Source organism: Mesorhizobium jarvisii (assembly GCF_003601985.1).
Classification (GTDB): Bacteria; Pseudomonadota; Alphaproteobacteria; order Rhizobiales; family Rhizobiaceae; genus Mesorhizobium; species Mesorhizobium jarvisii.
On sequence record NZ_QZXA01000007.1, the window covers coordinates 131,167 to 150,134 of the forward strand.

19 protein-coding genes and 1 riboswitch are annotated in these 18,968 nt (G+C 64.1%); of the genes, 6 read left to right on the forward strand and 13 right to left on the reverse strand.

From position 1 onward, the window contains the following. The first annotated feature begins 3 nt into the window (after window positions 1-3). The 4 genes from D3242_RS18785 to D3242_RS18800 are packed head-to-tail and all read left to right on the forward strand — an operon-like array spanning window position 4 to window position 3,378. A complete protein-coding gene (locus D3242_RS18785; RefSeq protein WP_081296138.1) occupies window positions 4-1,344 on the forward strand; it encodes a phosphatase PAP2/dual specificity phosphatase family protein in 1,341 nt (446 codons plus the stop codon). Next, window positions 1,341-1,784 carry a hypothetical protein gene (locus D3242_RS18790; RefSeq protein ID WP_019857455.1) on the forward strand — a complete coding sequence of 148 codons (444 nt, stop codon included), beginning with the start codon at window positions 1,341-1,343 and terminating at the stop codon, window positions 1,782-1,784. The genes D3242_RS18785 and D3242_RS18790 overlap by 4 nt, the downstream gene beginning before the upstream one ends. Beyond that, a complete protein-coding gene (locus tag D3242_RS18795; RefSeq protein WP_019857454.1) occupies window positions 1,781-2,443 on the forward strand; it encodes a lysophospholipid acyltransferase family protein in 663 nt (220 codons plus the stop codon). Before D3242_RS18790 ends, D3242_RS18795 begins: the two co-directional genes overlap by 4 nt. Beyond that, window positions 2,443-3,378 (forward strand): phosphatidate cytidylyltransferase, encoded by a 936-nt coding sequence (locus tag D3242_RS18800; RefSeq protein ID WP_019857453.1) that lies wholly within the window; start codon window positions 2,443-2,445, stop codon window positions 3,376-3,378. Before D3242_RS18795 ends, D3242_RS18800 begins: the two co-directional genes overlap by 1 nt. Before the next feature lie 19 nt (window positions 3,379-3,397). On the opposite strand, the gene D3242_RS18805 is transcribed toward D3242_RS18800, so the two are convergent. From D3242_RS18805 to D3242_RS18825, 5 genes are all read right to left on the reverse strand, one after another. Further along, a complete protein-coding gene (locus tag D3242_RS18805) occupies window positions 3,398-4,447 on the reverse strand; it encodes a FecCD family ABC transporter permease (protein WP_064984851.1) in 1,050 nt (349 codons plus the stop codon). Further along, window positions 4,447-5,394, reverse strand: coding sequence for an ABC transporter substrate-binding protein (locus D3242_RS18810; RefSeq protein ID WP_064984853.1), 948 nt, complete (start codon window positions 5,392-5,394; stop codon window positions 4,447-4,449). Before D3242_RS18810 ends, D3242_RS18805 begins: the two co-directional genes overlap by 1 nt. A 47-nt stretch (window positions 5,395-5,441) precedes the next feature. Then, complete coding sequence (locus D3242_RS18815) at window positions 5,442-6,230, reverse strand: ABC transporter ATP-binding protein (RefSeq protein ID WP_064984854.1); 789 nt, start codon at window positions 6,228-6,230, stop codon at window positions 5,442-5,444. Then, window positions 6,227-6,694: a DUF1636 family protein gene (locus D3242_RS18820; protein WP_223217749.1), complete on the reverse strand. Its 468-nt coding sequence runs from the start codon at window positions 6,692-6,694 to the stop codon at window positions 6,227-6,229. Before D3242_RS18820 ends, D3242_RS18815 begins: the two co-directional genes overlap by 4 nt. Window positions 6,695-6,716: 22 nt before the next feature. Next, a riboswitch (cobalamin riboswitch) is annotated at window positions 6,717-6,922 on the reverse strand. Between the two features lie 209 nt (window positions 6,923-7,131). Continuing rightward, complete coding sequence (locus tag D3242_RS18825; protein ID WP_064984856.1) at window positions 7,132-7,779, reverse strand: class I SAM-dependent methyltransferase; 648 nt, start codon at window positions 7,777-7,779, stop codon at window positions 7,132-7,134. 287 nt (window positions 7,780-8,066) lie between these two features. Here D3242_RS18825 and D3242_RS18830 point away from each other — a divergent pair, with 287 nt between their 5' ends. Next, entirely contained in the window at window positions 8,067-9,026 is a 960-nt protein-coding gene (locus D3242_RS18830; protein ID WP_038646060.1) for a DMT family transporter, read from the forward strand. Between the two features lie 127 nt (window positions 9,027-9,153). Here D3242_RS18830 and D3242_RS18835 read toward each other — a convergent pair whose 3' ends face one another. The 4 genes from D3242_RS18835 to D3242_RS18850 form a co-directional block, all read right to left on the reverse strand. Beyond that, on the reverse strand, window positions 9,154-10,143 hold the full coding sequence (locus D3242_RS18835) for a substrate-binding domain-containing protein (protein WP_027046704.1): 990 nt from the start codon (window positions 10,141-10,143) through the stop codon (window positions 9,154-9,156). A 69-nt stretch (window positions 10,144-10,212) separates the two neighbouring features. Next, window positions 10,213-11,268: an ABC transporter permease gene (locus D3242_RS18840; RefSeq protein ID WP_019857445.1), complete on the reverse strand. Its 1,056-nt coding sequence runs from the start codon at window positions 11,266-11,268 to the stop codon at window positions 10,213-10,215. Continuing rightward, window positions 11,268-12,785, reverse strand: a complete 1,518-nt coding sequence (locus tag D3242_RS18845) for a sugar ABC transporter ATP-binding protein (RefSeq protein WP_064984857.1) — start codon at window positions 12,783-12,785, stop codon at window positions 11,268-11,270. The genes D3242_RS18840 and D3242_RS18845 overlap by 1 nt, the downstream gene beginning before the upstream one ends. Further along, complete coding sequence (locus D3242_RS18850; protein WP_038646046.1) at window positions 12,782-13,810, reverse strand: LacI family DNA-binding transcriptional regulator; 1,029 nt, start codon at window positions 13,808-13,810, stop codon at window positions 12,782-12,784. Before D3242_RS18850 ends, D3242_RS18845 begins: the two co-directional genes overlap by 4 nt. A gap of 216 nt (window positions 13,811-14,026) precedes the next feature. On the opposite strand from D3242_RS18850, the gene D3242_RS18855 reads away from it, so the two are divergent. Next, complete coding sequence (locus D3242_RS18855) at window positions 14,027-14,860, forward strand: AraC family transcriptional regulator (protein WP_064985081.1); 834 nt, start codon at window positions 14,027-14,029, stop codon at window positions 14,858-14,860. A 153-nt stretch (window positions 14,861-15,013) separates the two neighbouring features. Here the strand turns inward: D3242_RS18855 and D3242_RS18860 are convergent, their stop codons facing one another. From D3242_RS18860 to D3242_RS18875, 4 genes are all read right to left on the reverse strand, one after another. Next, on the reverse strand, window positions 15,014-15,283 hold the full coding sequence (locus D3242_RS18860; RefSeq protein WP_064984859.1) for an antibiotic biosynthesis monooxygenase family protein: 270 nt from the start codon (window positions 15,281-15,283) through the stop codon (window positions 15,014-15,016). Between the two features lie 245 nt (window positions 15,284-15,528). Next, on the reverse strand, window positions 15,529-16,479 hold the full coding sequence (locus D3242_RS18865) for a bifunctional helix-turn-helix transcriptional regulator/GNAT family N-acetyltransferase (protein ID WP_027046703.1): 951 nt from the start codon (window positions 16,477-16,479) through the stop codon (window positions 15,529-15,531). A gap of 61 nt (window positions 16,480-16,540) precedes the next feature. Continuing rightward, window positions 16,541-17,686 carry a DSD1 family PLP-dependent enzyme gene (locus D3242_RS18870; RefSeq protein ID WP_019857437.1) on the reverse strand — a complete coding sequence of 382 codons (1,146 nt, stop codon included), beginning with the start codon at window positions 17,684-17,686 and terminating at the stop codon, window positions 16,541-16,543. Continuing rightward, the gene (locus D3242_RS18875; RefSeq protein ID WP_064984860.1) at window positions 17,683-18,963 is read right to left on the reverse strand and encodes a D-arabinono-1,4-lactone oxidase; all 1,281 of its coding nucleotides are present in this window, start codon (window positions 18,961-18,963) and stop codon (window positions 17,683-17,685) included. The genes D3242_RS18870 and D3242_RS18875 overlap by 4 nt, the downstream gene beginning before the upstream one ends. Between the last annotated feature and the right edge of the window lie 5 nt (window positions 18,964-18,968).

The window sequence follows — 18,968 nt, forward strand, 5'->3', positions numbered from 1 at the left end:
GGCATGCCGACTGACCCTGAAGCTTCGCAATCCGCAGCCATCGTCGCCGCCGAACCCTATGGCCGTGTGATTGTCAGGGCTGCATTGTGGCTGGCGTTCCTGGCGCCGTTCTTCTACCTGACCTATGGCTTGGCCAACTGGCTGGCGTCGCGGCGCGACGACGTCGGCAGCATCGTGTTCTCCTGGGAACACAGCATCCCGTTCGTCGCCTGGACCATCGTGCCCTACTGGTCGATCAACCTGTTCTACGGCCTGTCGCTGCTGCTTAACGACAACCGGCAAGGGGTCGACCGCCTGGCCGGCCGCTATCTCACAGCGCAACTCGTCGCCGTCACCTGCTTCATCCTGTTCCCGCTGACCGCGACGTTCGTGCGGCCGGAAACGACCGGCCTGCCGGGCTTCATGTTTGCCGTGCTTGGCGGCTTCGACAAACCGTTCAACCAGGCGCCCTCGCTGCACATCGCCCTGCTGGTGATCATCTGGGACCATTGGCGCCACCGCCTCGGTCGCCTTCTCCTGCCGCTCTGGCACGGCTGGTGCTTCCTGATCGGCGCCTCGGTGCTGACGACCTGGCAGCATCATTTCATCGACATCCCGACCGGCGCGCTGCTCGGTTTTTTCGCGCTCTGGCTGTTTCCGCGCAACGGTGAATTGCCGTTTTCAGGTGCCCGGCCGACCAGCGATGCGAAAGCCCGCCGGCTGGCACTGTTCTATGCACTGGGCGCCGTCCTTGCGCTGGCCGCCGCCGCGTTCGGCGCGTTCTTTTCGGCCGTCGCGCTCTTCCTGCTTTGGCCAGCCTTGGCGCTGGCCATCGTCGCGCTTGCCTATGCCGGGGCCGGTTCGAAAGTGTTCCAGAAATCCGCGGATGGCAGCATCACGCTTGCATGCCGCCTCCTCCTCCTGCCGTACCGTCTTGGCGCCAGGACAAACATATGGGCCTGGACGCGCAATCTTGCTCCGCAGGTGGCGGTTGCCGACAGCGTCTTTCTCGGGCGTTTTCCCACCGCAAGCGAGGCCAACGGCTTCGGCACGGTCATCGACCTCGCCGCCGAACTTGAAAGGCCGGCGGGAGCGACTTGCCGCTGGATCGCCTTTCCGATGGTCGACCTGTTGCCGCCGCCGTTGATGGTGCAGCAACAGGCAGCCGGCGCGCTGGAGAAAGCGCGCCGCGACGGCACGGTGCTTGTCTGCTGCGCGCTCGGTTTCCAGCGCAGCGCCGGCGTCGTCGCCGAATGGCTGGTGGTGACCGGCAGAGCCAGGACGCCGGCCCGGGCTCGCGAGATGCTGAGCGCCGCCGGCCGGCCTGTTCATCTTGTCGAGGCAACGGAGCGGGCGGCATCATGACCGGCAATGCCTATCAGCAAAGCACCGATCGCTTCGCCGGCATGCTGATGCGGCAGGCCGCGTGGCCGGCCGCAATCGTTCTGGCCGCAAACATGCTGGCGCCCTTGGCCGCCCGGGCGCGCGGCGCCTTCGAGACCTTGCCCGCCGCCGTGGCGCTGTCGCTCGCTGCCGTCAGCGCGGTTGCCGTGCTGGCGCTGTCGGCGCTGCTGGCATTCGACGCGCTGCTGTTCCGGCTGATGGCCAGCCATGACGACATGTCTTCCGCCGGCGCCGCGGTGGACGACATGCTGGCGCGCATGCGCCTGAAGCTGCTGCCACCTTCCCCACGTTCGCTCGACGAACGCATGGCCGGCACGCGCCGGCTGCTGACCAGGCAACGCATAGCCCTTGGCCTGTTCGTCGCGATGCTTCTGGCGGCCGGATTTTGGGCGCCGCGATGAACAAGCTCTCGCTCACGACCTTCACCCTGCTGCAGACTGTGACCTCCGTCGGCCTCTCGGCGCTGGCCTGGGCGGTAACCGGCGTGCGTCCGATCTGGAATGGCAGTCTGCCGTCGGACAAGCAACGCATCTATTTCGCCAATCACACGAGCCATGGCGACTTCATCCTTTTGTCGGCGTGCCTCAACGAAAAGGAGCGCGCGATCACCCATGCCGTGGCTGCCGGCGAATATTGGGGAAAATCGCGGCTGCGCCGCTTCATCGCAGAAGACATGCTGTCATCCGTGCTCATCAACCGGCAATGGACGAAGCCCGAGGAAAACCCGATCGAGATCATGCTGTCGGTTCTCGACCAGGGACACTCGCTGATCCTGTTTCCCGAAGGCACCCGCAACATGACGGATGAGCCGCTGCTGCCTTTCCGCTCCGGGCTCTACAATTTGTCGATGGCACGGCCTCAGGTCGAGCTGATCCCGTGCTGGATCGAGAACATGTCGCGCGTATTGCCCAAGGGCCAGTTCCTGCCAGTCCCGCTTTTGTGCCGCGTCGTCTTCGGCGCACCGGTGGCGGTGGCCCCCGGCGAAGAGCGGCGCGCCTTTCTCGACCGAGCCCACGCCACGCTTCTGGCGCTCAACCCGCGTCCCGAACGAGACGATTGATGCGCCACGACATCTCGATCCTGATCATCGGCCTTCTGGCGGTGCTGACCACCGCCAGCATTGTGGCCGCTATACTTTCGGCACGGGCGCCGAAACCACTCAGTTCGACTCTGGTCAATCTCACCCAACGCATCAATGCCTGGTGGGTGATGGTCGCGCTGATGACGGTCGCCTTCTTCTTCGGCCGGTACGGCCTGACCATCCTGTTCGCGCTGATTTCCTTCGCCTCGCTGCGCGAATTCGTGACGCTGACGCACACGAGCCGGAGCGACCATTGGGTGCTGCTCGGCATGTTCGGCATCATCATCCCGTTTCAGTACTGGCTGGTCTGGACCGCCTGGTACGGGCTCTTCGTCATCTTCATTCCGGTCTACTGCTTCCTGCTGATGCCGGCCATCACTGCGTTGCATGGCGACACCGAACGCTTTCTCGAGCGGATCGCCGCGCAGCAATGGGCGGTGATGATCTCCGTCTATTGCGTCAGCCATGTTCCAGCACTGCTGACGCTCGACGTGCCGGGCTTCGAAGGCCGCAATTTGCTGCTGATCGCCTTCCTGATCATCGTCGTGCAAGGCAGCGACGTGCTGCAATACATCTTCGGCAAGCTGTTCGGAAAACACCGGTTTTCGCCGACCGTATCGCCGTCGAAAACCTGGGAGGGCCTGATCGGCGGAGTGGTATCGGCGAGCCTGCTCGGCGCTCTGCTGTCGTTCGTGACGCCATTCACGCCCCTGCAGGCGGCGTGTGTCGCCTTCGTCGTCTGTTCGATGGGGTTTCTGGGTGGGCTGGTCGCCTCGGCCATCAAGCGCGACCAGGGTGTCAAGGATTGGGGCCATCTCATCGAAGGCCATGGCGGCATGATGGACCGTACCGACAGCCTGGTCTTCGCTGCCCCGATCTTCTTTCACATCGTGCGCTACTTCTGGACAGTCTGAGACGGCAAGCTCTGAGCCGTCAGAGCCGGTTTCGCACGACCAGCGTGACGACGAAGAAGGCGCCGAGCGAACTGGTGATGATGCCGATCGGCAGTTCCTGCGGCGGCAGCAGGGTTCGCGCCAGAAGATCGCTTGCCAGCAACAGCACCGCCCCGAACAGCGCACAGCTGGCGATCAGCCGCAGATGCAAGGGACCGGCCAGCGGCCGCGACAAATGCGGGATCATAAGCCCGACAAAGCCGATGACGCCGGCGACCGAGACGAGAATTGCCGTCGAAAAGGCGGCAACGAGAAACGTCGTCCTACGCATCCGCGCCACCGGCACGCCAAGGCTTTCGGCGGCGCTTTCACCCGCTAGGAAGGCGTCCAGCCTGCGGTGGTTCCACAGCCCATAGGCAGCAATCGTGCCGGCGCCCAATGCGCCCAGCCAGACATTGTCCCAGCGCGCCAGCCCGAGCCCGCCCATCGTCCAGAACAGCACCGAATGGGCGGCGCGCTGGTCGCCGGCAAAAACCAGATAGTTGGTCAAGGCCGTGAACAGGAAGGAAACGGCAAGGCCGGCGAGGATCAGCCGTTCCGGCCCCTGACCCCGCACCCGCGCGACCAGCAGCAGGACGATGCAGGCGGCCAGTATGCCGCCGGTGAAGGCCGCGACCGGCAAGGTCCAGATGCCAAAACTGTCACCAAAGACGGTTATGACGGAAACAGCACCGGCCGCCGCCCCCGACGACAGGCCGAACAGGAAGGGATCGGCAAGATCGTTGCGGGTCACCGTCTGCAGCAAGGCGCCTGTTATGCCGAGGCCGCCGCCGACACAGACCGCCAGGATCGTGCGCGGCAGCCTGAGATCGACGACGATCTTGCCGACCGGGCCAGACACCTGGTGCTCGTTCAATCCGACGGCATGGCCAAGCGAGGCGATGACGTCGGTCAGCGGGATCAGTGTCGAACCATAGGCGATCGACAGCAGCACGAGGGCGACGACCGCTACCGTGCCCGCCACTATCGCCAGCGCGAACGCCTTGTGCCCTGAAAGCGCTCCGGATTTATGCCCAGGGGCAAGAAGCATCAGAACGCTTCCGGATGCATCGCCTTGGCGATCTTGCCGATCGCCTCGATGTTTGCCGGGCCGGGCGTCAGTTCGGCATAGCGGAGCGCCACGAAGCGCTCGTTCTTGACCGCGTCCGTCTCCTTCATCGCCGGGTGCGCCTTGAGGAAGTCGAGCAGTTTCTTGTAGCCGCCGCCATCCTGGTAATCGAGCAGGATGAGGAATTGCGGATTGCGCGACGCCACGGTTTCCCAATCCGTGTTGCCCCAGCTGGTGTCCATGTCGGCCATGATGTTGTCGCCGCCCGCCGCCGTGATCATGGCGCTCGGAATGGCGAATTTTCCGGCGGTGAACGGCTTGTCCTCACCTGAATCATAAAGGAACACCCGCGTCCCCTTTGCGCCGCCGACCTTGGCAGTGATATCAGCGAGCTGCGCCTTCCAGCCGGCAACAAGTTTTTTGGCTTCGGTCTCCTTGCCGAAGATCTTGCCCAGCTTTTCGACATCGCCATAGAGCAGATCCATCGAGGCAGCCGGACGGTTCTTGTCGAGATGGACGCAGCTTTCGGTCAGCACCAGCGTCTTGATGCCGTGCGGGGCGAGCGTGTCTGGCGTCACGTCGCCGCCCGGCTTCATGCCATAGTACCAGCCGGCGAAGAAGAAATCGGGCTCGACGGCGACGAGGTTTTCCAGCGTCGGGTATTTGGGCGCCAGTTCGGGAATAGAACCCTGCTCGGCCTTGAATTCGGGGCCGACCTTGTACCATCCGGTGATGCCGGTCAGGCCGACGATCGACGGCTGCAGCTTCAGCGCGAAGGCCATCTCGGCCATGTTGAGATCATGGATGACGGCGCGTTTGGGCGGCGCGTCGAAGGTCAGCGGCTTGCCGCAGCTGTCGACGGTGACCGGGAAGGCGAAGGCTGACGAAGCCAGCAGCGAGATGACGAGCGACAGGGCGAGACGTTTCACGGATTTTGCTCCTTGGTTGAACAATGTCGGATCAGGGATGGGGTCGATCAGGATGGCGGCGCGGAGCGGTTCGGAACATCGAAGACTGTCAGTTCGCGGTCTTCGGTCGGATGGCGCAGGCGAAACACGTCGACGCCGAAAATCTCGCGGATCAGCTTTTGGGTCAGCGCCTCGCGCGGCGCGGCCAGCGCATGCAGCCGCGCTTCGTTCATCACCGCAACCCTGGTGGCGAAGGGCGCCACCAAAGCCAGATCGTGCAGCACCGCGATCACCGTCATGCCGAAGCCGGCCACGAGCTCGAGCAGCTCGCCGCGGGCGCGCGGATCGAGATGGTTGGTCGGCTCGTCGAGGAACAGCACTTTCGGTTGCTGCGCGATGGCGCGCGCCAGCTGGGCGCGCTGGCGTTCACCGCCCGACAGCGAGCCTATGCTGCGGCCAAGCAGCGGCAACAGGCCGGTCCGGCGCAACGCGTCGACGACGATGTCGCGCTCCTCGCTCCTGCGCCTTAGTCCGGCATGCGGGACGCGGCCGAGCTCGACATAGTCGATCACCGCCAGCCGCGGGTCCGGCTGGTCGGTCTGGCCGACAACGGCGACGTGCAGGGCCCGCTCGGCGGTCGAGATCCTGTCCAGGCGGCGCCCGCCAAGCTTCACCTCGCCGGAACTTGGCCTGAGCATGCCCGACAGCATGCGCAGCAGCGTGGTCTTGCCGGCGCCATTGGGGCCGATGATGGCAAGGCGATCGCCTGTGGCCACCGACAGGCTGACGGCGTGGACCAGGTCGCGGCCATTCGCCGTCGCGCAGAGTTCGCGGGCTTCGAGAAGCGGCGTTGTCATCGGCTGTTGCCCTCAACCTTGGCCGGTCCGGGAATACGAGCCAGCGTCTTGCCCGGCAGCCGCGGCGGACGCTGTCCGGAATTGCACCAGCCGTCGGCAAGCGAGGCGTAAAGCCTGGCAAATCGCACGAGATCGCCGGCGTCGGCCTCGGCGTCGATGCAGCCGAAGAGATAGGAAGCCTTGCCTGGCGCCTGGAAGGCCACGGTCAGCGGCCGCGCACAGCCCGCCATGCATTCGACGCCTTCGATCGTGAAGCCATGCGCCACAGCGGGTTCCTGGCAGGCCGCGAGCCGGGAGCGCAGATCGGCACACAGGCTTTCGCCCGACCTGATGCCGGTCGGGATGTCACGGCAAAGCGTGCACACGATGATGCGATGATCGATGGCGCCGTCCAACTTTCCGTCACTTTCCAAAACTAGCGACGGAAGGATGCTGGCGAGCCGGACGACAAGACCGACGTCCACGTCTCCTCCCGGCACACCCCGTCCGGTCAACTCGGTGATGGCAGGTCTCCTGGCTCGCGGGTCTCAGCGCAATCCTGCCTTCCCAGCCTTGCCGGCCAGTGGCACGTCGGATCTTGCTCACCGCTTACAGTTGCGGGGGCAGCCACGGTCTCGACCTCTGCGGGTCTCACCGTGTTCCCTTTTCACCCCTTGCCTTTCGGCGCGGGGACCATCACGCACCCACCGTAGATTTCCATCGATCGCATCGCAATGGGTTTTTTGCGATGTCGCTGCGCTGCGTAGAATATGTAATAACATTACTTTGAAGCGATATTTCTCGACGATGTCAACCCCTGTCCTCGCGCAATAAGTCTTCGGCGGTACCTCGGTTTTCAGCCGCGAGTGGTCACCAGGCAGGAGGCATGACACCTGGCCGCGGTCGCCGAGGGAAACCGGCGCTACAGCTTTCTAAAAAAGCCTGACAGAATATTTGGACCCGCTTCGCCTGGCCGCAGTCTGATCCCGTCTTCAAAGCAATTCAGCGTCACGCATTCGAAGCCGTAATGCGCGAGGAGCGCCACCAGCGAGTCACGGTCGAAATGGTGCAGGTGCTCGTTGGGCAGACGCATGCGCCACGTCCGGAACCACGCATCGCCATCGGCGCCGAGTTCATGCCAGCGGCAATAAGGGACGGCGATGGCCAGGTGGCGGGTCTGAAGGCGGGCGAGGAAACCCAGATCCGGAATGTGCTCGAGCACGTCGAACATGGCGACGAGATCCCACGAGCCGGCGAGCGCCTCGTCCCAATCGACAAAGCGGACGCCCTCGGGCAGCGGAAATTTGGTGATGTCGCAGCCGGCACAGTCGGCAACCCCGGTAATCTTGGCGGCCTCAATGAAGGTGCCGGTGCCATAGCCAATCTCCAACACGGACCGCGGTATCTCACCGGTGATCCCCAGCACCCAGCCAAGCCGCTGATAGCCGAGCTTGATGGTCCGGTCGCTCAGATCCTCGTAATAGGAAATGTATTGCTTGTCGTATGTGATCGGCGTGGCGTCGATCTGGTGGATCACGCCGAAGCGGTCGAGGTTGTAGTTGTCTAGCATTCGCGGCGCCCCCGGGATTTCGAATGCTTATATGGCGGAGTTGAACGCAAGGTAAGCAGTTGGGGCGGGATGCCAAATTCTGGCAGGAGCGCGACCAGAACTAAATGTCACATTTGGGTCGACTGCCAACCGCCACTGCCAGGCTATGCAACGCGAAAAGCTGACACGCGACCTCCCGATACCAAAGTAAAAGCGTACGCGACCTCACCCTTCAAAACGGATGCATGACCCAACGACGCAGGTTATGTTACCCCGTCGGCAGACGTCATCGAAGGGGAGGACATGACATGCAGGCAATGCCGATAGCGCATCAAGCCGCGCAACCCGCGGTCGGCCCCATATCCTCCTTGACCGGCTATCCGGCCGCCATCCTGTGCTGGCTGCTTTCGGCTGGTGTCTATATCGCGGCCAAATGGGTGGCGCCTGAAATGCCGCCCTGGGGCCTCTGCTTTTGGCGGCTGACGCTTGCCTGCGCCATCCTACTGCCGATTGTGCACCGTCATCACGACGCCATGATTGGGCTTTTGCGAACTCGCGCCTTGGAGGTCGTCGCCGTAGGGGCGATCGGCCTCACCCTATGCCAGGGTATGATCTACCATGGCCTCAACGACACCAACGCCACCACGGCCGGCATCATCATGGCGCTTTCGCCTGTCATGACGATGGTGCTCGCGCGTTTCGTGCTTGGCGAACCCCTCGGATTGTGGAAGTCGCTTGGCGCGCTGGTTGCGCTCGCCGGAATGATTTTCATCGTTGCCCACGGGAACCTGACGGCGCTGCTGCAACTCGAGTTCAACGCCGGCGAGTTGTGGATCGTCGGCAGCGCGTTCTGCTGGGGCCTGTACACCGTGCTTTTGCGCCGTGCCAAATTCGGCATCGAACTCCTGCCGATGGTCGTGCTGCTGCTCGGCGCCGGTGCGCTGGTCGCGTTGCCTTTCCATTTGTGGGAATTGTTCAACGACGCACGCTCCGCCATGGACGTCCACAGCATTCTCGCGCTCGCCTATCTGGCAGGACCCGGCGGCGCCTTGATGTACTATCTCTACAACAAAAGCGTGGAAACACTCGGCGCGAGTCGGGCGAGCATGCTGCTCTACCTGCAGACGGTGTTCGTCGCCATGCTTGCCTATCTGCTGCTCGGCGAGGAATTGCACGATTACGATCTGGTCGGTGCGGCCTTCATTGTCGCCGGCATCATACTCGCCACCGTGGTCAAACCCAGGCCAGCTCAACCACGCGTGGCGTAGAAATCTATAGCCGCGCGAATGACCGAAGTGCGCCATGAAGTTGCCATTCTTCGGCAGGCCCTCCCAAAACGAACAAGGCCCCTTCCGGGGCCTTGCGCATCAAGTTCAATGCCGGGCTCTCCGGCCCTCACTTCCCCATCAGTTGCTTGGCGTTCTCCGCCGTGATCGCGGTCGTTTCCACCGTCACCGTTGGTTCCACCGAAGTCGCGCAGTCGAGCAGGATCTTCTTCGACATCTCGATCGCTTCCTTGGCGCCCGTCGGATAGGTGAAGGTCGCCGCCCAGTCGCCTTTTGCGACGGCCTCGATGCCGCCGGCCGGTCCGGGCAGGCCGTCGGTGCCGATGATCTTGACGTCCTTGCCAGCTCCCTTGGCGGCAAGCAGCGCGCCGGCCGCCATCATGTCGTTGGAGGCATAGAGCACCTTGATGTCGGGATGCGCCTGCAGCATGGCGGCAAAGGCGGTCTGGGCTTTGTCCGGCACCCAGTCGGCGGCCTGCTCGGCGACGACCTGGATCTTGGCATTCTCCTTGACGCCGTCCTTGAAGCCGTTCAGCCGCTCAACCGCCGGCGTCGAGCTCGGCAAGCCTTCCAGCACCGCCGCCTCGCCGCCATCCGGCAGCAAGGTCTTGGCGGTGTATTTGCCGGCCTCGAGCGCGATCTTGTAATTGTCGCCGCCGATGAAGGCGGTGTAGTCCTTGCCGGGATCGCCGACCGTCTTGCGGTCGAGCTCGATGACCGGGATGCCGGCATCCATGGCGCGTTTCACCGCCGGCGTCAGCGGTGCCGCCTCGAAGGGCGAGATCAGCAGCAGATCGACCTTCTGGGTGATGAAATTGTCGACCTGCGAGGTCTGCGTGTTGACGTTGCCGGCGCCGTCGGCGATCTGCAGCGTGAAGCCCGGCACGGCCTTGGCCGCCGCGGTCAGCTCGTCATTGACGTGCTGACGATAGGGCTCGGCATTGTTGGCCTGCGAAAAGCCGATGATGAACTGGCCGTCCTTGGCGCAGGCCTTGACCATCGGGTCTGCAGCCTGGGCGGATCCCGCAATGCACAGGCCCGCGCCTGCCAGAAGCACGGCGTGAAGCGTGCGCCTCGTTCCTTGTCTTGTGGTCTTCATACTCACTCTCCTCCTCGTCGGGCCGGGGGCCAGACCTTGGTTGACTTCGACTTTGTTGCCGCCTTCCTCCTAACGACCCAAACCCTCGCGGCGGCGAACGAGGGATTGAAGCACTGCCGCCAGCACGATGATCGCGGCGGTCGCGAGTAACTGCATTGCCGGCGTGATGTTGTTGAGCTGCAGGATGTTGGCGAGCGCGCCCAGCATGATGGTGCCGGCCACGGTGCCGACCATCGAGCCGGCGCCGCCAAACAGGCTTGTGCCGCCGATGACCACGGCGGCGATGGCTGTCAGTTCGTAGCCCATGCCGTCATTGGCGCTGCCGAAATTGAACTGGCCGGCGTGCACGATGCCGGCCAGAGCCGAAGCAAAACCGGTGATGGCATAGACCGAGATCTTCACCATCGAAACGGGCACGCCGGAAATGCGCGCCGCGCGCTCGTTGCCGCCAACGGCAAAGACATAGCGGCCGAAGCGCGTCGTGTTGAGCACGATCGTTGCGATCGCGGCAAAGACGATGAAGACGATGGTGGCGACCGGCACGGTGTTGTTGAACAGCCGCTCTCCGAGGATCGCAAACACAGGCGGTGCCAGGCCCGGCCCGTCGCCATAGGAAATGTTGATGTACTGGTTGCCCGAGACGACCAGCGCCAGGCCGCGCGCCGCCTGCAAGCCAGCAAGCGTGACGATGAACGGCTCCAGCCGAAAGCGGGTGGAGATAGTGCCCTGGATGGCGCCGAAGACGATGCCCATGACGAGCACGGCGAGGATGGTGGGAATGAGCCCGAATCCACCCGAGATCATCATCGACGCGGTGACGACGCTGGACAGGCCGAGCACCGCGCCAACCGACAGGTCGATGCCGGCGGTGATGATGACGAAGGTCATGCCAATGGCGATGATGCCGGTTTCCGACACGGCGCGCACGATGTTGGCGATGTTGTCGGGATCGAGGAACAGGATCTGGCCGTGCCGGCGCGGCGAGAAGATGATGCCGCCGATCGCCACCACCACCAGGCCGATCAGGCTCTGGAAGCGCACCACAAGGGCGAGCGGATCGCGATGCTTGGGCGCTGCCGCCGGCACAGCGGGGCTCGCTGTCACCGAAATCTTCTGTTCAGACATCAGGCCTCCCTGCCATTTGCCGCGTCAAGCACCGTGTGCTCGTCGACGCCGCCGATGAATTCCGCCACGTTGCGCCCTTGGCGCAGCACCACGATCCGGTCGCACAGGCCGATGAGCTCCGGCATCTCGCTGGACGCGACCAATATTCCGAGCCCCTGCGCCGCCAACTGCCTCAGCCGCGCGTAGATCTCGCCCTTGGCACCGACATCGACGCCGCGGGTCGGTTCGTCGAGCAGCAGCAGCCGGGGATTGCCGAGAATCTCCTTGGCCAGCACCACCTTCTGCTGGTTGCCGCCGGACAGCGCGCCGACGGCGATGTCGGGATTCTTCGGCCTGATATCGAACTGGCCGAAGGACTGCTTCACCGCATCCGCCTGGCGGCGCTGCGACATCAGGCCGAAGGGCGAGATGCGGCGGATCACCGACATGACCAGGTTGAGGCCCACCGCCATTCTGAGCATCAGCCCGCTGCCGCGCCGATCGTCGGTGACGAAGGCGATGCCGGCCGCGCGGGCCGCCCTGATCGAATCCAGCCTTACAGGCCGGCCATTTATAGCAACCTCGCCTTCCCAACGGCCGGACAGGCCGGTGCCATAGAGCGCGCTGAGCAGTTCGGTGCGCCCTGCCCCCATGATGCCGGCCAACCCGACGATCTCGCCCGCCTTGACGTCGAGCGAGACGCCGCTCGGCGGCTGCCAGCCGGCGCTTTCATGGGCGAGCCTGAAGCTGGCATCACGCAAGCTGAGCAGTGTCTTGCCGGCCTTCGTCGACCGTTCGGGATAAAGCTCATCCAGCGGCCGGCCGACCAGAAGCCGGACCAGTTCGGCCTGCGGCGCGTGCGGCTCGGTGACGCCCGCGACGCGACCGTCGCGCATGACCGTCACCCGGTCGGCGATCTGCGGTACCTCCTCGAGGCGATGCGAGATGTAGACGATGCCGACGCCGCTGGCGGCGAGCTTGCGCATGATGTCGAACAGCCTGTCGACCTCACCTACCGTGAGTGCGGCCGTCGGCTCGTCCATGATCAGCACGCGCGAGGCGTAGGACAGCGCCTTGACGATGGCCACGACCTGGCGCTGGCCGATCGACAGGTTCGCCACCATGCTGGCCGGATCGATGGCCAATTCGATGGCTTCGAGACGCTTGCGCGCCTCGCTGCGCATTGCCGGCACGTCGAGGAAACCACCGGGCCGCATCAACTCGCGGCCAAGGAAAAGGTTGGCGGCGACGTCGAGTGTCGGCACCAGGTCGAGTTCCTGGAAGATGGTGGCGATGCCGGCCGCCTGCGCCTCGCGCGGGTTGTTGAAGGCTACCTGCTTGCCGTCGATGTGGATGGTGCCCTCGTCCGGCGTGTAGACGCCCGACAACAGGTTCATCAGCGTCGATTTACCGGCGCCGTTTTCGCCAAGCAACGCATGGATCTCGCCCGCCTTGAGGTCGAAGTCGACGCCGCGCAGCGCCTGGACGCCGCCGAAGCGCTTGACCGCACCGGTGACGGAAAGCAGCGGCGCGCTCATGCCGACCTCATGGGGCTGACCTCATGGGGGGCCGGCCTCGCGCAGGACTCCCGCACCTGCAGCGCCGCCCGCAGCCGCACCGCCTGCGGCTCCAGGTCGGTCGATGCAATGCGAGCGCACAGCAGGGCGGCCGCCTGCCGTCCGATCTCGGTGCAAGGTTGCGCGACCAGTGTCAGCCGCGGCTCGAAGCAATCGGCCCATTCGAAGTCGTCGAAGCCGGCGAGCGACAGGTCGCCGGGGATAGAGAGCCCCCTCTCGCGGATGGCGCGAACTGCCCCGATGGTCGTCATGTTGTTGCCCGTGACCAATGCGGTGGGCGGCGATGGCAGAGACAGGATCGCATGGGTCGCTGCGGTCGCGCTCGCCGTGTCGACATTCTCCGGCGAGACATAGTGCGGCAGGCATTCAAGTCCATTGGCGACCAGCGAGGCGCGAAAGGCCTCGACGCGTTCGCGGGTCGTCGCCAGACCCGGCTGGCCGGCGATGTAGCCGATGCGCTTGTGGCCGAAGGCGGCGACATGATCGATCAGCGCGCGCATCGATGACTGGTTCTCGACACCGATCTGGTCGAAACGCTCGTCGGCGAAACGATCGATGAGCACGCAGGGCAGCTTCTTCTCGGCCAGGTAATCGATGGCGCGCTGCGGCGCGCCCGACGGCGCCAGGATTACGCCGTCGACGCGACGCTGGTGGAAGGCGCGCACCACCGAAAGCTCGCGGTCGGGGTCCTCCTGCGTGTCGGAGAGGAAGACCATGAGGCCGAGGCGCGCGCATTCGGCCTCCACCGCACAGATGATATCGGTGAAATAAGGGTTGGAAATCGCCGAGATCGCCAGGCCGACGCTGTTGGTCGAGGCGACTTTCAGCGACCGTGCCAGCTCGTTGGGCTGGTAGCCCATCGCGGCGATTGCGTCGTTGATGAGCCGGGCCTTCTCCGGCGAGACGAAGCGGGTGCGGTTGATGACATGCGAGACGGTCGAAACCGATACGCCGGCGCGGCGCGCGACCTCAGCCATTGTCGGCATGGCGACTCAAATGGAGTGCTGGCAAGCGCTCCTCCCTGATGATGCGTTCCAGTCCGCTCTCATTGGCTTTGGCGGATTTCGATGGACCATAATGTCATCGAAACGTTTGCGCAATCGATTCGATGGCTTTGTTCGACCAAATTCGCGCGCTGCGCAATTTCGATCAAATTGTCACGCAAGAAAGCGGCAAGATGGTCCGGCCAAATGCGAGAAGCCATGAACCCGACCGAGAAAGCGCTGTGGTTTGTCGAGAGCCATCTGCCGGAGGCGATCTCGCTCGACGATGTCGCGGCAAGCAGCGGCGTGTCGCGCTTTCATGTGACGCGCGCCTTCGGCGCCGCCACCGGCCGCTCTGTCATGGGTTATGCGCGCGCACGGCGCTTGACCGAGGCGGCGCGCAGGCTGGCCGACGGGGCGCCCGACATCCTCTCGGTGGCGCTCGATGCCGGCTACAACTCGCATGAGGCCTTCACCCGGGCCTTCCGCGACCAGTTCGGCACGACGCCGGAGCTGGTGCGCGCGCAAGGCTCGACCAAGACCCTCGACCTCGTGGAGCCGATCCTGATGGACCAGTCCTTTCTTGCCAAGCTCGAGCCACCGCGCTTCGAGACCAGCCGGCCGTTCCTGATCGCGGGGCTGGGCGAACGCTACAGCTGCGAGACCAGCGCCGCCATTCCCATGCAATGGCAGCGCTTCGGCCCCTATATCGGCAACATTCCGGGCGAGACCGGTGACGTCGCCTATGGCGTCTGCGTCAACGGCGACGATGCCGGCAATTTCGACTACATCGCCGGTGTCGAGGTCACAGACTTTTCCGACCTTCCCAGGGAATTCAGCCGCGTGCGCATACCGGCGCAGAAATATGCGGTGTTTTCGCATCGCGAGCACATTTCGACCATCCGCCGCACCGTCAACACGATCTGGAACAAATGGCTGCCGGCCTCCGGGCACGAAATAGCGGACGCGCCGGAATTCGAACGCTATGGGCCGGAGTTCGATCCGCGCAGCGGCAATGGCGGGCTGGAGATCTGGATACCGGTCAAGTCCTAGAGCGTTTCACCGTTTCACGGAAACGGCGAACCGCTCTAACTCTTGTTTTGGAGCAATTCCGGACGGAAAACCGCTTCACACTTTTCCTGGAATTGCTCTGGTATCGAGCAGATCTTACCTTGGCATGGGCCAAGGTACGATCCGCCGCTTCGCCTACTCCACGGTGAGAGCGACCTCGTAGCCGTTGCTACGCAGATGCTCGAAGACCCGCTGCATGGCCGCCTGATCCCGCGCCTGGGCGTAGTTGACGACCCGCGTGCCGTCGAGACTTCGGTGTAGGCTGGCGGACATCCAGCCGGGAATGCCGCGGCAACCCATTGCCGCCTCCCGCAGCAAGTCGATCAGCGCCTGCTGTCCGCCTTCAGGCACGGTGAAGACATTGATCTGGGTGATGACGCCGGTGTCGACGCGAATGATGGGCATTTTGCTTCTCCTTCGTTGGCGCTTGGCAAACGAAGGAACGCCGATCAGCGAAGACCCCGAACGCCAAGCCGGGCGTAAAGCACGCCGTGGGCTTGCCGTGGGTTCCCATATTGGATGGGAACGGAGCTTCCAGCTTGTGGAAGGGAGCGGGCTTACCATGTGCCGCTCAAGGGTCCTTTTCGACCCGCGTTTCATATCATCGACGCAAGGCGCCAACAACCGCGCGTCGTGCCGGACGGCGTTCGCTAGAGGTCGAGATCCCAGGTCTGACCGACCAGATCCTTGCCGAAGGAATGGTGGCGCTCTTCATCGATCAGTTTGAAGCCGGCGGCCTGGTAGATGCGGCGCGCCGAGCCCAGTATATCGTTGGTCCAAAGCGTCAGCGTCTTGTAACCCTTGGCCCGCGCGAAGGCGATGCACTCATCGACCAGACGCGCGCCGATGCCAAGGCCGCGTGCCGAAGGCTCGACATAAAGCAATCTGAGCTTCGCCACCTCGGGCGACTTGCGCACGACGAAGACCGAACCGACGACCTCGCCATCGCGCTCGGCGATCCAGCTGCGCTCCCATTTCGGGTCGAAGGATTTGACGAACGCCGCGAGGATTTCGGCGACCAGCGCCTCGTAGGTTTCATCCCAGCCATAATCCTGCGCGTAGAGCAGGCCTTGCCGGCGGGTGATCCAGCCGATGTCACCGATCTGCAGCGGCCGCAGCAGATAGGGGATTTTCGGCTCGGCGCTTTCGTCCAGCAGCGCCTGGACCGTCCGCATCGACTTCACCAGCCGGTCCTGCTCCGAAGCGGGCAGCCGATCGAGCAAGGCGGCCACCTGGTCATGCGAACCCTTGTTCAGCGGCGCGAAGGCATTCCTGCCCGCCGGCGTCAGCGCAATCGAGGATTGCCTGGCATCCGAAACCAGCGTCGACCTGGAGATGAGGTCATCGCGTTCGAACTTCTTCAGCAAACGGCTGACATAGCCGGCGTCGAGACCGAGATCGCGCCCCAGGTCGGTCGCGGTCAAACCGTCGCGATGCGCCAGCTCGTAAAGCACACGCGCCTCGGTCAGCGAGAAGGCGCTTTGCAGCAGCCCTTCGTCGAGCAGGCCGATCTGGCGGGTGTAGAAGCGGTTGAAAGCCCGCACCGCATCGATCAGGTGCTTGTTGGGCGCTTCGTTGTTGGGCTGATGGTGAATCGTCATGGTCATCTCCTGCCTTCACAGGATCAATCGTTTACTTGACGGAGTCAACTATATGATGTGATCACATCATCGGCAAGACCGGCCAGCGATCGACGATCCTGCCCTGGGAAAGCACCGCGATCGGCCCGAATTGCTGCAGCACGGCCTCGCTCTGCGTCGGCCGCAGGAACGCATAATCGCCGGGCATCACAGTGGTGTCAGCCGGCAGACCCATGAATTGCTGGTTGGACGACAGGCCGAGCAGGCCATTCGTCCTCATGCCGTCGGGAAAGACCGGCTCAGCCATCCACTTGCCGCCATAGAGGTAGCAGCCCTTGCGCGGGAACCGGCCGAGTGCCTGCAGCAGGCGGGTAACGGCCGGCGGGCCCGGCAGCATCGGCTCGACAATTTTCAGGATCGGCGTCGCGATGAAGGCGGCCGGCTGGAAGCCGTCGAGGCCGGCTGTGTCGAAATCGCCGGGCAGCACGAAGGCCGACCCCATCGACACTTCATTGGCCATGACGCCATGATGAAGCAGCGCGGTCTTGCTGCCGCCAATGTTCAGGATGCGGCGCTGGTCCGGACCGAGGCGCGCGACGAAAGCGGAGGCCCGCTCCGAAGCGTGCGCCAACGCCTTGGCCGGCCCGCCGAACAGGCCGGGAATGTGCGGCGCATGCGCCTCATAGGCCATGACGCCTTCGCAGCGCAGCTTTTTGTGGACCGACACCTGCTTCAGCGCCCGCGACAAGGCCCCCGGTTCGGCGAAGCCGCCGCGATGCAGTCCGACATCGATCTCGAAGGCAATGCGGAGCTCGATATCGAGTTCGATCGCGAGAGCGCCATATTCCGCCAGTCGTTCATCACTGTCGATCAGCCAGCAGACACGTGACCAGTCGGCGCCACCCTTCACCAGTGCCGCCCTTGCCGTCCCGACTGGCATCGGTTTGCCGTACAGGAGACCCGCGTCCGGAAACGCCTTCAGCACCGCCTCACTGATCGGCGGATGGAAAGTCATGAAGCGGTCGGTTCCAAGCGCCTTGCGGATATGCGCAAGCAGCGGCAGGCAAGCGAGCGACTTGTCGACCAGCCGCACGGCAAGGCCGGGCGCCAGTCTCTCTCCCACCAGCGCAATGTTGCCGTCCAGCCGGTCGCGGTCGAGCAGCAGGCAGGGTTGGAAGATGCCGGCTTGCTTCAGCGCCTGCGAAAGCGTCGCGAAATAGGCGCTCATGGCTCGATGCCGAACAGGCCGGCCATGTAAGGCGAGACGAAGCGGTTTTGCGGATCGATGTCGCGGCGCACCGCCATGGCGTCGTCCCAGCGCGGATAGAGCTTCTTGAAGTCCGCCGCCTTCAGGCTGTGCATCTTGCCCCAATGCGGCCTGCCGCCATATCTGCGGAAGATCGGCTCGGCCGCCTGCATGAAGGGCAGCGGATCGCTCGCGGCGTCATGGTGGATGGCGATCGAGCAGGTCGGCCTGTTGTAGAAGGGCGAGAGCCAGAACGGATCAGCCGCGACGCTGCGCACCTCCATCGGGAAATAGACTTCGGGGAAGCGTTTTTCGGTCAGCTCGATGATTTCGGCCAGCGCCTTCGGCCCCTCCTCGAACGGAAGGTGATATTCCATCTCGTTGAACTTGGTCTGGCGGTCACTGGCATAGACGTTGAGCCAGTCCTGCACATAATCCTCGGACGGCACTTTCGCGACCGCGCCAAGGATCAGCCGGCGGCGCAGTGACGGCAGCCAGGCAAGCCCGGTGCGCAGCCAGCGCAGCGTGCGCAAGGAGCCTTCGTCATCGTCGGTCGGGCGCGCGGTGGTCGCCTCGGTGCTGAAGTCGCTGGCGATAAACTGCGCGTAGCCAGAGAACGGAATGTAGTAGAATTCGGCCGAGCGATGCGCGGTCATCATCTTTTCGAAGTCGCGCAGCATGTCGCCGATCGGCAGCACCCATTTGCGGCGCCGCAGCCGGTAGGTCGCGATGTTGTTCAGCGTCACTTCGCTCAAGACACCGAACGCACCGAGCGCGACGCCTATGGCGTGGATCATATCCTGATCCCCTGCCCTGGTGACGTCGCGAACCTTGCCAAGCCCGTCGACGATCTGCACCGTCTCCAATTGCGTATGATAGGCGCCTAGCGTCGGCCCCGAGCCATGGGTAGCGGTCCCCAGCGCGCCGCCGATCGCCTGGCGGTCGATGTCGCCCATATTGGGCAGGCCCTGGCCGATGCCCTGCAGTATGTGCATGAGCGGACCAAGCCGCGTCCCTGCCTTCACGCGTGCCCGATGCCTTTGCGCGTCATGCGAGACCAGCCCCTCCAGCCTCTCCAGGGACAGGATGGTGCCTTGCGACTTGACCAGCGGCGTGAAGGAATGTCCCGCGCCAACGACGCGGATTGGGCCGGGCGCGGTGCGAACGAGATCGCCGAGTTCGCCCGCATCGGCGGGGCTTGCGATCAGCCGGGGTTCAGCGGTGACAAAGCCCGACCAGTTGCTCCAGATGTTCGACATGCTGC